We start from the raw sequence: 12,788 nt of genomic DNA, 5'->3' as shown, positions 1-12,788 counted from the left end.
CTGTGTCACAGAAAACGCGTAAAAAGAGTGTTTCAAAGACTTCGAAAAAAGCCGCTGCGGCCAGCCGCAGCGCAACCAAAGGCCGTGCCAAGGCGTCTGTAAAGGAAGCCAAGAAGGCTGCAGCCACAAAGTCCTCGAAAAACAAAAGAAGCTCAATGCCAGATAAGACTGCAAAAACCGCCGCGAAAGCGACGGCTTCGAAGGCCACTGCCTCGAAGGTCGCCGCCAAGACTGCCCCCAAAGCTGCCGCTGCTGCTCCCAAGGCTGCCGTTGCTGCGCCCAAGGCCGCTGTTGTGGCTCCGAAGGCCGCCGTGGTGGCCCCGAAGGCTGCCGCCCCGCGCGTGGAGGAGCCGAAGAAGGTCGTGACCCAGCGTCAGGGCTTCAAGGCCAATGAATTCGTGGTCTATCCCGCTCACGGTGTCGGCCAGATTCTGGCGATCGAGGAGCAGGAGATCGCAGGCGCCAAGCTTGAGCTGTTCGTGATCAATTTCATGAAGGACAAGATGACGCTGCGGGTGCCGACCGCCAAGGTCGCCAATGTCGGCATGCGCAAGCTGTCCGATCCGGCGCTGGTCAAGAAGGCCCTTGAGACGCTCAAAGGCCGCGCGCGCGTAAAACGCACGATGTGGTCGCGCCGGGCGCAGGAATACGAAGCAAAGATCAATTCGGGCGACATCGTTGCGATCGCCGAAGTGGTGCGCGACCTCTATCGCTCGGAATCGCAGCCCGAACAGTCCTACAGCGAACGCCAGCTCTATGAAGCGGCGCTCGATCGCCTGTCGCGCGAAATCGCCGTCGTCCAGCATTCGACGGAGACCGAAGCGGTCAAGGAAATCGAGAGCCAGCTCGCCAAGAGCCCGCGTCGCGGCGCCAAGACCGAAGCCGGTAGCGAAGCTGACGGTGAAGGTGATGAGGCCGACGCCGACGGTGACGATGCTGCCGTTGCGGACGAGGCGGCGTAAGCTACGCTACACAGATTGAATTGCGAAAAGCCCGGTCGAGAGACCGGGCTTTTTGTTTTGGGGCGATATCTAACCCCACGTCGTCCCCGCGAAGGCGGGGACCCATAACCACGAATGCGTGTTGTTAGAATTCGCCGTGGCTCCAGCTTCGCGCGAGAATAACCATCGGTGGCTATGGGTCCGCCGATGCGCAATTGCGCATCTGAGATCGCACTCGTTACGCTCGCTTGTCCGGGACGACGGAGGTCTTACGCAGTCTGCGGTGCAGGCCTATTGCGTGCGCATTTGACGCGATGTCGATGCCGACGCCGGCATTTCTTTGCGGAAACCCTATCTTGGCTCTGGCGTTGTCAATCAACGCAACTGATTGGAGCAAGAATGGCCACGGAACTCACACCGCAAGTTCCCCACAACGCGCTTATCCTGGTCGGCGACGGTCAAAAGGCGCTCTTCCTGCGCAACAAAGGCACCGCGCATCAAGTCCACCTTATCGTCGAACGCATTATCGAGCGCGACAATCCGCCGACCCGCGAGCAGGGTACCGATCGTCCGGGGCGCTCCAACGCAAGTGTTGGTGTGGCGCGGAGCGCCATGGAAGAAACAGACTGGCACCACATTGCCGAGGAGCGATTTGCCGGCGAGCTTGCCGACGCGCTGTATCGCCATGCCCACGCCAATCTTTTCGAGAAGCTTGTCATTATCGCCCCGCCGAAAGTGCTGGGCAATCTTCGCAAGGCCCTCCACGCGGAGGTCATCGCGCGCGTGATTGCGGAAATTCCAAAGGAACTGACATCGCATCCGGTTGCCGAAATCGAGCGGCTTGTCGCTGCTTGAGCCGCTTGCACCGTATTTCGGCAGGCTCGCGATCAGGAGCGAACGTGTCCTGAAATTTACCGTGAGAAGCCGGAACGTTTTCAGCGCGGATTCATTCGAGGCATGTGGCCGGCAACATTCAGAGCTTTGGCTGCACCCCGATCCACGATCGCACGCCCGGGAACGAATTGGATTTGCCTTGCCCTTGCCTTGGGCTTGTCCGATGCACGCGGGAACAGACAGGAGGGGAACACACCCAGACAGGGCAGAATCGCGCACCAACAAAATCGCGCACTAGTCTAGATGGAGCAGATCATGAAGTTGAGCTCGACACAGGTTAAACAAACCCTGAGCCAGTTCCAGGCCGAGGTTCTTCCCGACGATCATCCGGCGGTCCCGCAGCTGAACAATCTGTTCGGGAACCACACGTTCTTTCTGGATACCCGCGGCCTCAAGGTTCTCGAACCTACCGGGGCGCCGGAGACGGAGGCTCAGAGCGGCGAAGTCGTCAGTCTCGCCGACTGGAGCGATGCGACGCTCACCAGTCTGAGGCCGCATGAACCGGAAATGACGGGCGTGGTCGTGGTGCTTGAGCCGAGCAGGCACTGAGGCGCAATTGTCCTCAGGTGAGCGAGTAGACCGAGCGCTTGCCATACATTGATGCGTCGTCCCGGCGAAGGCCGGGATCCATAGCCACCAATGCGCATGGTCGGATCGGCTGCGGCTACAGCGTCCTGCAACAACGCAAATCGGTGGTTATGGGTCCCCCGATGCGCAATTGCGCATCAGGGATGACGCGCTTTTCGCGCGTCAATCCACCACGATCTTGACGCGGTCGCGGGTCTTGACCTGGGCGGTGGCGTCGAGGCCGTTGAGGATGCGGAAGCGCTGGGCCGGGCGGTCGACGCCGGCCATGCGGTGCGAGAGCGATTCCACGGTGTCGCCGGGCTGCACGGTGATGACTTTTATGCGGAGCGGTCGTGCCGCCTGAATCTCCTCGAGCGTCAGGCGGCGGAACGAGTTGACGGTTTCGCGCGCATTGCGCTCGCTTTCAGTGGTCTTCTGCTTGGCGGCAAAAATGAAGCGGTAGACGTCGCTGCCGAAGCGCAGCGCGTAGACCTTGAACTGCCACTGGTCGCCACTCGCCGAAGCCGACGCCGCCGGGAAGCCGTTGATGGTGAGGTCCTCGGTCGAGGCCTTCTCGACACCTTCCATCCAGCCGGAATTGAGGTAGTCGCCGAGCGTCTGCTCGGCCGGCACCCGCACCACGTCGAAGCGCATCGCCTGCGAGCCGCCCTCGCGGACGCCGATCACGGCCTGCGCGGTGTTGTCGAGCGTGAACGTGTCGGGGGCGGCAAACGAGAAACCGAGCTTGGGATGCAGGAAGCGCCGCCCGCGCACAAACCCTTCGCTGGGGTCTTCGCCATAGACGATGTTGTCGATCGCGGCGAGATAAGTCTCGCGGTCGCGCTCGCCGCCTTCCGGCGACGAGAATTGCCGGGCCGAGTTCTGCGCATTCTGCACGCGCTCCGGGGTTGCCGGGTGCGACGACAGAAAGTCCTGCGCGCGGGGATCGAGCGAGGTCTTGCCGGCCTTCAGCGCCGCGTTGCGCTCCATCGCGCTCAGGAAGCGCGAGGCGCCGTAGGGATCGAAATGCGCGCGCGCCGAAATGCCGACGCCGATGCCATCGGCCTCGAACTCCTGGGCGCGGGAGAAGCTCGCCATCGTCAGTTTTGTTTTTGCAAGCGCCAGCGCGGTCAGATCCGGATCGTTGCTCATGTCTGTCACGACGCGGGTGACGACAGCGGCCTGCCTGGCCTTGTCGTCGCGGATCGAGGCGTGCTTGGCCAGCACATGCGCCATTTCGTGGCTCAGCACCGAGGACAATTCCGAGGTGTCGCTGGCGAGCGCGATCAGGCCGCGCGTCACATAGAGCTGGCCGGTCGGCAGTGCGAACGCGTTGACCGCGCCGGAGTTCAGGATCGTAACCCGATAGGCCTGGTCGGGACGGTCGGAGGCCGCGACCAGCCGGTCGACGGTTTTGCTGATCAGCGCTTCCAGCTTCGGATCGTCATAGGCGCCGCCATAGGAGGAGAGGATGCGCTCATGCTCGCGCTCGCTCGCCGGTGTCTGCGCCACGGTGCGGTTCGGTTTGGCGGGCGACGTGGCCGTCGGCGCTGCTGTCTCGAACCGGCCGCCGACGCTGCCGCAGCCCGACAGCGTCAAAGCAGCGCACAGCACGGCCGACGCAGCCAAAAGGCGGCGGCCTGTACTTCCCTCGCGCCGTCCTGAACGCTTCGTCACGTCAGTCCACTCTTCTCTTCTGAAACGAGGGCACGGTCCGATTGGATGCAATCAGCTCGTGCAGCCCGTGCCCAATTCCTTCTTTGACGCGTTTTCTTCACGCGAACCGGTACCCACTTCGCTCGAAAACGCTTCAGTTCCCACCCAGCACTTCAATTTGCCCCACCCGCAGCAAGTCGATCCGTGGCCCACCCCGCGCCTCGACATAGCCGCGGACACGAATCCGTCGATTTTCGAAGGACTTAGGCGACAGCCCGGCCGCCTCGAACGCAGGCATCATGCGCCTTGAAATAGTCACAGCAAAGTCCCGTGTCCAGTTCCGGCCAAAATTCAGATAGGTCGTTGCCCCTGCCTGCCGCACGGACAAAACCTTGCCCTCGACCACCGAAAAGCGCCCAATCCCGGCCAAAATATCGCCGGGACTTTCCGCGTTTTTTATGGCCGCCGGGTCGGCCCAGGTTCCCCTTTTGGCCCGCCGCGCGTCGGCCTCGGCGGCCGCAAGTTCCGCGGCGCAGTCCTTGTCGGCCATTTCGGTCGAAACCAGCGCCTCGCCACGACGCAGCAGCTCGCTTTGTACCGGCGTCTCGGAACCCGGCAGGAACACGAAGGCGGACTGGCGGCCATAACGGTCCGGCGCGTCGTCGTCGCCGCGCAGCGTCACGTCGCGCCCGGTGACGATCGATGCCAGGGCTGCCGCGCCGTTCGCCTTGTCCGTGACTGACGGCACGATGCCGGCGAGGCGGACTTCGCGGCCGTCATCGAGGCGAAAGCTGCGCGCGTCGATCACGGCGGCGACGCGGCCTTCGCCTTGCGGTTCGAAGATGCAGCCGGCGGCGTTGGCGGGAGTGGTGGCCATGACGGCCAAGCCACATATCAGCATGACCGCGATGTGCGAACTGTGACGGTTTTGGTCCACGCGTCTCATACCGTTGGTGTCGGCTCCTTGTGTGATAGCATCATACCGCATCATCAATCCTCATGGTGAGGAGGCGCCCATGCGCCGTCTCGAACCATGGAGGCCCCAGTGGTCGCTCCTGGAGACTTGCTTTGTAGGCCCCTCAGAGTCTCTCTCAAAAAGAGATCCATGAAATCGCGCGTTGGTACCGAGCGTCGTCATGCCCGGCCTTGTGCCGGGCATCCACGTCTTTGCTTTAGTTGAACGCGAAAGAAGACGTGGATGGCCGGGACAAGCCCGGCCATGACGAGCTTCTCCCATCATCTCCATTCCGCTTAACGGAAAAACGCATGCGAGACACGCTTCGCACGCGCCTTGCCGCTATGGGTGCCATGCGGCATGATCGCGCCGAGTAAATTTCAAAGCCGCAGGTAATGCGGCACGCAAAAAAAGGGAGGCCTTCATGAAGCGGGTTGTCACGGGCATTTTCGCCGCTGTTCTGGCGATGTCGAGCACGGCTGCGCTGGCGCAAGCCAAGCCGCCGCTCAAGCTTGGCGGCATCCTCGACATGTCGAGCCTATACGCCGACATCACCGGGCCCGGCAGCGAATATGCGGCGAAGCTGGCGGTGGAGGATTTCGGCGGCGAGGTGCTCGGCCGCAAGATCGAGATCATCGCGGCCGACCACCAGAACAAGGCCGACCTTTCCGCCAACATCGCCCGTGACATGTTCGACAATCAGGGCGTCGAAATGCTGTTCGACGTCGCGGCGTCCGCAACCGCGCTGGCCGCCGGCGAGATCGCCAAGACGCGCAACAAGATCGTGATCTTCAACGGCCCCGGCTCGATCCGGCTCACCAACGAAGCCTGCGGTCCCCTGACCGTCCACTACGTGTTCGATACGTTCGGCCAGGCCAATGTGACCGGTTTGGCCTCCGTCAAGCAGGGCCTCGACAGCTGGTATTTCCTGACGGCTGACTACGCCTTCGGACATGATCTGGAAAAGGACACCGCCAATGTCGTGACGAAGTCCGGCGGCAAGGTCGTTGGCAGCGTGCGCCATCCGCTCAACACGTCCGACTTCTCCTCGTTCCTGCTGCAGGCGCAGTCTTCCAAGGCCAAGGTGATTGGCCTCGCCAATGCCGGCGGCGACACCATCAACGCCATCAAGCAGGCATCCGAGTTCGGATTGATGAAGAGCGGCCAGAAGGTCGCGCCGCTGCTCGCCTTTGTCACCGATATCGACAGCATCGGGCTCGAGACCGCACAGGGCCTGCTGCTTGCCGAAGCCTTTTACTGGGATCTCAACGACGATACCCGCGCGTTCTCAAAACGTTTCATGGACCGCATCAAGCGCGTGCCGACGTCGGCGCAGGCCGGCGTCTACTCCTCCGTCACGCATTACCTCAAGGCGGTGAAGGCCGCAGGTACCACCGATTCGGCGGCCGTCATGAAAGTCATGAAGGAGACGCCGATCAACGACATGTTCGCCAAGAACGGCAAGATCCGTGAAGACGGCCGCATGGTGCACGACATGTATCTGTTCGAGGTCAAGAAGCCGTCGGAATCGAAAGGCCGCTGGGACGACTACAAGCTGCTGGCGACCATTCCCGGCAATGAGGCGTTCCAGTCGCTGGAATTGTCGCGCTGCCCGCTTGTCAAAAAGTAGCCCCCTCATTGCCTGCAACAAACGCGAAGCGTTTGTGCAAGGGAGCGTAAGCGACGAAGCAATCCATCTATCCGTTATGCCGAGACATGGATTGCTTCGCTACGCTCGCAATGACGTCGAGAGAGCCAACCAATAACCACGAAAGAACCCGCACATGAGCCAGAACGAAATGGTCCTCCAGCAGCTCGACCAGGGCTTGCTCACCATCATCATGAACCGTCCCGACCGGCGCAATGCGCTCAATCCCGACATGACGCGTGGTCTCGTCGAGGCGGCGCGGCGCGCGGCCGAGGATCACGAGGTGCGCGCGGTGCTGCTGAAGGGCGCCGGCGGCACGTTCTGCGTCGGCGGCGACGTCAAATCGATGGCGGAGGGCCGGGCGCCGCTGTCGTTCGAAGCCAAGATGGTCAATCTCCGCCGCGGCATGGAAGTCTCACGCATCCTGCACCAGATGCAAAAGCCCGTGGTGGCGCAGGTCGATGGCGCCGCCGCCGGCGCCGGGCTCTCGATCGCGCTTGCCTGCGATCTCCGTGTTGCCAGCGCGTCTTGCAAGATCACGACGGCGTTTGCAAAAGTCGGACTGTCCGGTGACTACGGCGGCACGTATTTTCTCACCCAAATGCTTGGGAGCGCCAAGGCGCGCGAATTGTACCTGACCTCGCCGGTGCTCAGCGCGCAGGAGGCCTACAATCTCGGCATGGTGACCAAGGTGGTGCCCGACGCGGAAGTCGAGGCGGTCGCGCATGATCTGGCGCTGTCGCTGGCGCAGGGCCCGTCGATCACGCTCGGCTACATCAAGCGCAACATCAACAACGCCGAGACGATGTCGCTGGAAGAATGCTTTGATGCCGAGGCGATCCACCATTCGCGTTCGGGCGAGACCCTCGATCATAAGGAAGCGGCGAAGGCGTTCGTCGAGAAGCGCAAGCCCGTATTCCAGAATCACTGAGAGGGTCGCGATATGGCCGGCTATATGAGGCTGCGGCAGATCTGCCTGGTGGCGCCGCATCTGGAGCCCGTGATTTCGGACATTGCCGCCATCATGGGCCTGAACGAGTGCTTCCGCGACGGCAATGTCGCCAAATACGGCCTGGAGAATGCGCTGCTGCCGGTCGATACGATCCTGCTGGAAGTGGTGGCGCCGTTCCAGCCGGGCACCGCGGCGGGGCGCTTCATCGACAAGAATGGCGGCCGCGGCGGCTATATGGCGATCTTCTGCTGCGATGATCCCGATGCCTATGGCAAGCGCGCGAACGAGATGGGCGTGCGCACCGCAAACGTGATCACGCACGCGCCGTACCACGGCGTGCAACTGCACCCGCGCGATTGCCGCGCCGCCTTCATCGAGTTCAACCACACCGAAGGCAGCGACGACATTCTGGGACCCTATCCGCCGGCCGGTCCCGACTGGCAAAAGTCGATCGCTAAGGATGTGACGCTGGCCTTGCTCGGGGTCGAGATGGAAAGCCCGGAACCGGAGGTGCTGGCCGCGCATTGGGGCAAGATCATCGGCGTCGCCGTCAGCAAGAACGCGAAGGGCGAGCCGGAGCTGAAACTGCCCAATGCCAGCTTCCGCTTCGTCAACGGGCCTGCCGATCTGATGAGCGGGCTGACGTTCAGGGTCGCCGATATCGCCAAGGTGCGCGATGCAGCCAGGGCGAAGGGCTGCAAGGTGACCGGGGATGGGTTTGATCTGTGCGGGGTGAGGTTTAGTCTTACGGTGTGAGGATTGCCGCCGTTTGAAGTCGTCATGCCCGGGCTTGTCCCGGGCATCCACGTCTTTAAGGTCTGACAGCACGAAAGACGTGGATGGCCGGGTCAAGCCCGGCCATGACGGAGTAAATCATGCCGCATCCGCTCGACAGTTTCTTCGCGCCCGACAGCATCGCGCTGATCGGCGCCTCGCGCGATCATGAGAAGATTCCGGGGCGGCTGCTATCGATGCTGCGCAAGAACGAATATCCGGGCAGGATCTATCCGATCAACCCGAACTACCCCGATATCGACGGGCTGAAATGCTACAAGACCATCGCCGAGGTCGGCGCGCCGGTCGATCTCGCCATCATCATCATTCCCGCCCGCGCCGTGGTGGGCGCGCTGGAGGAATGTGCCGCGGTCGGCGTGAAGAATGCCGTCATCATCTCCTCGGGCTTTGCGGAGGAAGGCGGCGACAGCGCCGCGATGCAGGACAAGATCGTAGCGATTGCGAAGCGCACCGGCATGCGGATTTCAGGTCCCAATGCCGAAGGTTTCCTGAGCGAAGTGCAGAAGGTCGCGGCCACCTTCAGCCCGACGGTCGACGTCAAGCCGGGTCATGTGCCGCTGGTTGCGACCACAAGGCGGATCGCCATTGTCGCGCAATCCGGCGGCATCGGCTTTGCCATCAAGCATCGCGCCAAGGCGCTTGGCGTTGCGATCAGCTATTGCGTCAGCGCCGGCAATGAAAGCGATCTCGGCGCCGGCGAATTTTTGGATTACATGGTGCAGGATGCCTCCACCGACGTGATCCTGCTGTTCATCGAAGGCATCCGCGACGTCGACAAATTTCTCGCCGCCGCGCGCCGCGCCGCGGAAATGCGAAAGCCTGTGATCGTCACAAAAGTCGGCCGTTCCGGCGCGGGCGAGCGCGCCGCGGCCTCGCACACCGCCAGCATGGCCGGATGGTCGGCCGCCTATGACGCGGTATTTGCAAAATATGGCTTTATCGTCTCCAACGATCTCGATGAGGCGGTGACCATCGCATCTGTGCTGACGACGAATCCGCTGCCGAAGGGCGACCGCGTCGCGGTGCTGACCGTGTCCGGTGGCGGCGGGATCTGGGGCGCCGATACCGTCTCGATGCAGGGGCTGAAGGTACCGGAGCTGTCGCCTTCGATCCAAAGCGAAATCAGGAAGTGGATGCCGTCCTATGGCGCCGCGGGCAATCCGATCGACGTCACCGCGCAAGGCGCCAGCAGCGGCGGATTGCAAAAGAGCATCGATCTGCTCGCCGCCTCCGACGAGGTCGACGCCATCCTGGTGGTGCTGTCGCTGTCGAGCGAGGTGCGGATGGCGTTCAAGGAGGCCGAGCTGAAGCCGGTGATAGCGGCGCAGAACAAGCCGATCGTGTTCTATTCCTACACGCTGCCGTCGACGTTCGCGCGGACGGAGCTTGCGAAATCCGGCGTCGTGGTGTTTTCGGGCCTCACGCATGTCGGCGTCGCGATGCGGCGGCTGGTTGAAGTTGCGAATTTCAGACTGGCGCCAGCGGCGGATGTGGCGGTTTTGCCCGCGCGCGATCTCTCCGCATATCTGAAATCACTGGCGCTGTCGGAGTTCGACAGCAAGTCGTTGCTGCGTGGCGCTGGCATCGCGCTGCCGGACGAGATGCTGGTGACTGATCGAGGCGAACTGGATGCCGCGATCGCACGCGCGGGCTTTCCGCTGGTCATGAAAATCCAGTCGCGCGACATCCCGCACAAGAGCGAGGTCGGCGGCGTCCGCGTCAACATCGCGACCAAGGGCGAAGCGTTTACGGCCTATGGCATGCTGCTCGACAACGCGCGAAAACACCGGCCGGATGCCGCGATCCAGGGCGTGCTGGTCGGCCCGATGGCCAGAAAGGGCGTCGAGATCATCGTCGGCACGCTGACGGACAAGGTGTTCGGGCCGGTCATCATGGTCGGCCTCGGCGGCATCACCACGGAATTGTTTCGCGACGTGATCTACCGGCCGGCGCCGGTGAGTGCGGAAGAGGCGACGGTGATGCTGGGAGCTCTGAAAGCCGCGCCGCTGCTGAACGGGTTTCGTGGCGCGGCGAAGGCCGATGTCGCCGCGCTGTCGCGATTGATTTCAGAGCTGTCGGTGCTGGCCGCGCAATATGCCGAGAAAATTTCGGAGATCGAGATCAATCCGGTGCTGGTGCACCCGGAGGGGCAGGGCGTGACGATCGTGGATGCGCTGGTGGTGCGCAAGAACTAAGAACGGGTCGTCCCGGCGAACGCCGGGACCCATACTCCGCGGCCTTGATTGTCTTGGAAAGACATCTAACGCCGGTGCCCACACCGAGAGGACACGGCGTATGGGTCCCCCGATGCGCAATTGCGCATCTGAGCTCAAGGCCGGGACGACGTGTTGAGAGAGCAGCGCGCGCCTACAAGACCTCACCGCCCCTTGAAGTTCGCGACCCTTCGCTCAGCCGTGGCCTTGACGCCTTCCTTGAAGTCCTCGGTGGCACGCAGGCGGGACTGTTCGGCGAGTTCGTGATTGGTCGCGGCCAGCACGCGGTCGGCGAGACCGGCGCGCATGGTGGCACGGGTCGAGAGCAGGCCGAGCGGTGAGCATTCGGCGATTTCAGCTGCGAGCTTCATGGCTTCGGCGCGCACCTGATCCTGCGGCACGCAGAGGTTGGCGAGGCCCATTTTGGTGGCCTCCTCGCCGGTAACGCGGCGGCTGGTGTAGAAGATCAGTTCGGCGTTGTTCTTGCCGACCAGTTCGGGAAGCGTCGTGGTCAGCCCGAAGCCCGGATGAAAACCGAGTTTGGTGAAGTTGGCGGCAAAGCGCGCCTCCGGGCAGGTGACGCGGAAATCAGCCGATACCGCAAGACCGAGGCCGCCGCCGATGGCCGCGCCCTGCACGGCTGCCACGATCGGCTTCTTGGCGCGGAAGATGCGCACCGCGTGCAGATAAAGACTGTTGATCGAACCGAGGCTGTCGGCGGGATCGCCCTTTTTGGCTGCTGCCGCCTCGGCGGCTTCCTGCTCCTGCCGCTTTGGATCGCTGAAATTGGCGCCGGCGCAGAACGCCTTGCCCTGGGCCGCGAGAACCGACGCGCGGATTTCGATATCCTGGTCGAATTCCTCGAGCGCATCCGCGATCTGGTTGATCAGCGAAATGTCGAAGAAGTTCAGCGGCGGCCGCTGGATTTCGATCAGGCCGACATGGCCGTGCTTCTCGACGCCGATATCAGTGTATTTTGTCATTTTGTTTCCTCGTTGAATTAACGCAAACCCAGCCCACGGGCGATGATGCCGCGCAGCACTTCGGTGGTGCCGCCCTGGATCGTCAGTTTTGGTGCGGTCTTGATCGCAAATGAAAGCTGGTTTTCCAGCGTCTCGCGGTTGGTTGCGGTTTCCTCGACGAACGCCGCAAGGTCGCGCACCCGGTGCGGCAGCGCCTGCTCCCACACCGTGCCGATATCCTTGACGATGGAAGCTTCCACCACCGGCTCCTTGCCGGCCTGCAGCATGCCCGCCACCGACACCGACATGCGCCGCATCGTGTGCAACTGCGCGACCAGGCGGCCGATGCCCTCGGCGCTCCGGGTGTCCGGGTTCTTGCCGACGGCGCGGACCAGTTCGGTCAGCACGTAATAGGTCTCGAGAAAACGTTCGGGGCCCGAGCGTTCATAGGCGAGCTCCGAGGTCGCCTGCTTCCAGGCGCCGTCGACTTCGCCGAGCACGTGATCTTCGGGAACGAAGAAGTCGGTGAAAACAACTTCGTTGAACTCGTACTGGCCGGTGATCTGCTGGATCGGGTTCACCTCGATGCCCGGCTGCTTCATCTTGACGAGAAACTGGGTCAGGCCGTGGCGGCGGTTCTCTTTCGTGGGCGGTGACGTCCGGAAGATCGCGATCATGTAGTCGGCGATATGGGCCGACGAGGTCCAGATCTTGGTGCCGTTGATCAGGTAGCCGCCGTCGGTCTTGGTGGCGCGGGTCTTGGCCGCGAACAAATCGGAGCCGGAGTTCGGCTCGCTCATGCCGATCGCAAAGCAGACCTCGCCGCGGCAGATGCGCGGCAGGATATCCATCTTGATGTTCTCGGGCGCGTATTTCAGCAGCACCGGGCCGCTCTGGCGATCGGCGACGAAGAAGCGCCGCGTCGGCGCGTTGGCGACGCGCATCTCTTCGGTGACCACATAACGCTCGAGGAACGAGCGCTCATGGCCGCCATACTTCTTCGGCCAGGTCATGCCGAGCCAGCCCTTGGCGCCGACCCGGCGGGAGAATTCCGGTGCGTCGGTGTCTTCGCGGTTGGGCTGGTGCGGATCGAAGGTGCCGGCGGCGATTTCTTCGGCGAGGAAGGCGCGCACTTCCTTGCGAAGCTGTTCGCATTCGGGCGGCAGGCGGATCGGATCGAAACGGAGGGCTGCGGTCATGGTGCG

11 protein-coding genes are annotated in these 12,788 nt (G+C 62.8%); 7 read left to right on the top strand and 4 right to left on the bottom strand.

The features are described 5' to 3' along the window. The first annotated feature begins 155 nt into the window (after nucleotides 1-155). The 3 genes from JQ600_RS18975 (at nucleotide 156) to JQ600_RS18965 (ending at nucleotide 2,384) form a co-directional block, all read left to right on the top strand. Nucleotides 156-962, top strand: a complete 807-nt coding sequence (locus JQ600_RS18975; RefSeq protein WP_212386520.1) for a CarD family transcriptional regulator — start codon at nucleotides 156-158, stop codon at nucleotides 960-962. A gap of 378 nt (nucleotides 963-1,340) precedes the next feature. Further along, complete coding sequence (locus JQ600_RS18970; RefSeq protein ID WP_212386521.1) at nucleotides 1,341-1,796, top strand: host attachment family protein; 456 nt, start codon at nucleotides 1,341-1,343, stop codon at nucleotides 1,794-1,796. A 294-nt stretch (nucleotides 1,797-2,090) separates the two neighbouring features. Then, on the top strand, nucleotides 2,091-2,384 hold the full coding sequence (locus tag JQ600_RS18965) for a hypothetical protein (protein WP_212265687.1): 294 nt from the start codon (nucleotides 2,091-2,093) through the stop codon (nucleotides 2,382-2,384). Between the two features lie 201 nt (nucleotides 2,385-2,585). Here JQ600_RS18965 and JQ600_RS18960 read toward each other — a convergent pair whose 3' ends face one another. Beyond that, on the bottom strand, nucleotides 2,586-4,079 hold the full coding sequence (locus tag JQ600_RS18960) for a M48 family metalloprotease (RefSeq protein WP_212386522.1): 1,494 nt from the start codon (nucleotides 4,077-4,079) through the stop codon (nucleotides 2,586-2,588). A gap of 133 nt (nucleotides 4,080-4,212) precedes the next feature. Next, entirely contained in the window at nucleotides 4,213-4,935 is a 723-nt protein-coding gene (locus JQ600_RS18955) for a thermonuclease family protein (protein WP_409363268.1), read from the bottom strand. Nucleotides 4,936-5,437: 502 nt separating this feature from the next. Here JQ600_RS18955 and JQ600_RS18950 point away from each other — a divergent pair. From JQ600_RS18950 to JQ600_RS18935, 4 genes are all read left to right on the top strand, one after another. After that, complete coding sequence (locus JQ600_RS18950; protein ID WP_212265690.1) at nucleotides 5,438-6,643, top strand: ABC transporter substrate-binding protein; 1,206 nt, start codon at nucleotides 5,438-5,440, stop codon at nucleotides 6,641-6,643. A 154-nt stretch (nucleotides 6,644-6,797) separates the two neighbouring features. Further along, nucleotides 6,798-7,592 carry an enoyl-CoA hydratase gene (locus JQ600_RS18945; protein ID WP_212265691.1) on the top strand — a complete coding sequence of 265 codons (795 nt, stop codon included), beginning with the start codon at nucleotides 6,798-6,800 and terminating at the stop codon, nucleotides 7,590-7,592. Between the two features lie 12 nt (nucleotides 7,593-7,604). Beyond that, nucleotides 7,605-8,369 (top strand): hypothetical protein, encoded by a 765-nt coding sequence (locus tag JQ600_RS18940; RefSeq protein ID WP_212386523.1) that lies wholly within the window; start codon nucleotides 7,605-7,607, stop codon nucleotides 8,367-8,369. Nucleotides 8,370-8,488: 119 nt separating this feature from the next. Then, complete coding sequence (locus tag JQ600_RS18935; protein WP_212386524.1) at nucleotides 8,489-10,603, top strand: acetate--CoA ligase family protein; 2,115 nt, start codon at nucleotides 8,489-8,491, stop codon at nucleotides 10,601-10,603. Nucleotides 10,604-10,785: 182 nt separating this feature from the next. Here the strand turns inward: JQ600_RS18935 and JQ600_RS18930 are convergent, their stop codons facing one another. Beyond that, the gene (locus tag JQ600_RS18930; RefSeq protein ID WP_212386525.1) at nucleotides 10,786-11,604 is read right to left on the bottom strand and encodes an enoyl-CoA hydratase/isomerase family protein; all 819 of its coding nucleotides are present in this window, start codon (nucleotides 11,602-11,604) and stop codon (nucleotides 10,786-10,788) included. Nucleotides 11,605-11,621: 17 nt separating this feature from the next. Next, nucleotides 11,622-12,782 carry an acyl-CoA dehydrogenase family protein gene (locus JQ600_RS18925; protein WP_192736508.1) on the bottom strand — a complete coding sequence of 387 codons (1,161 nt, stop codon included), beginning with the start codon at nucleotides 12,780-12,782 and terminating at the stop codon, nucleotides 11,622-11,624. Between the last annotated feature and the right edge of the window lie 6 nt (nucleotides 12,783-12,788).

Source organism: Bradyrhizobium sp. AUGA SZCCT0176, from assembly GCF_018130145.1.
GTDB lineage: Bacteria > Pseudomonadota > Alphaproteobacteria > Rhizobiales > Xanthobacteraceae > Bradyrhizobium.
This window is presented reverse-complemented; position numbering and strand designations above follow the sequence as displayed.

Coding starts and splice junctions, on each gene's coding strand:
- JQ600_RS18930 (WP_212386525.1), bottom strand. CDS start 11,604: ATGACAAAATACACTGATATCGGCGTCGAGAAGCACGGCCATGTCGGC.
- JQ600_RS18925 (WP_192736508.1), bottom strand. CDS start 12,782: ATGACCGCAGCCCTCCGTTTCGATCCGATCCGCCTGCCGCCCGAATGC.
- JQ600_RS18950 (WP_212265690.1), top strand. CDS start 5,438: ATGAAGCGGGTTGTCACGGGCATTTTCGCCGCTGTTCTGGCGATGTCG.
- JQ600_RS18965 (WP_212265687.1), top strand. CDS start 2,091: ATGAAGTTGAGCTCGACACAGGTTAAACAAACCCTGAGCCAGTTCCAG.
- JQ600_RS18945 (WP_212265691.1), top strand. CDS start 6,798: ATGAGCCAGAACGAAATGGTCCTCCAGCAGCTCGACCAGGGCTTGCTC.
- JQ600_RS18940 (WP_212386523.1), top strand. CDS start 7,605: ATGGCCGGCTATATGAGGCTGCGGCAGATCTGCCTGGTGGCGCCGCAT.
- JQ600_RS18955 (WP_409363268.1), bottom strand. CDS start 4,935: ATGGCCACCACTCCCGCCAACGCCGCCGGCTGCATCTTCGAACCGCAA.
- JQ600_RS18970 (WP_212386521.1), top strand. CDS start 1,341: ATGGCCACGGAACTCACACCGCAAGTTCCCCACAACGCGCTTATCCTG.
- JQ600_RS18935 (WP_212386524.1), top strand. CDS start 8,489: ATGCCGCATCCGCTCGACAGTTTCTTCGCGCCCGACAGCATCGCGCTG.
- JQ600_RS18975 (WP_212386520.1), top strand. CDS start 156: ATGCCAGATAAGACTGCAAAAACCGCCGCGAAAGCGACGGCTTCGAAG.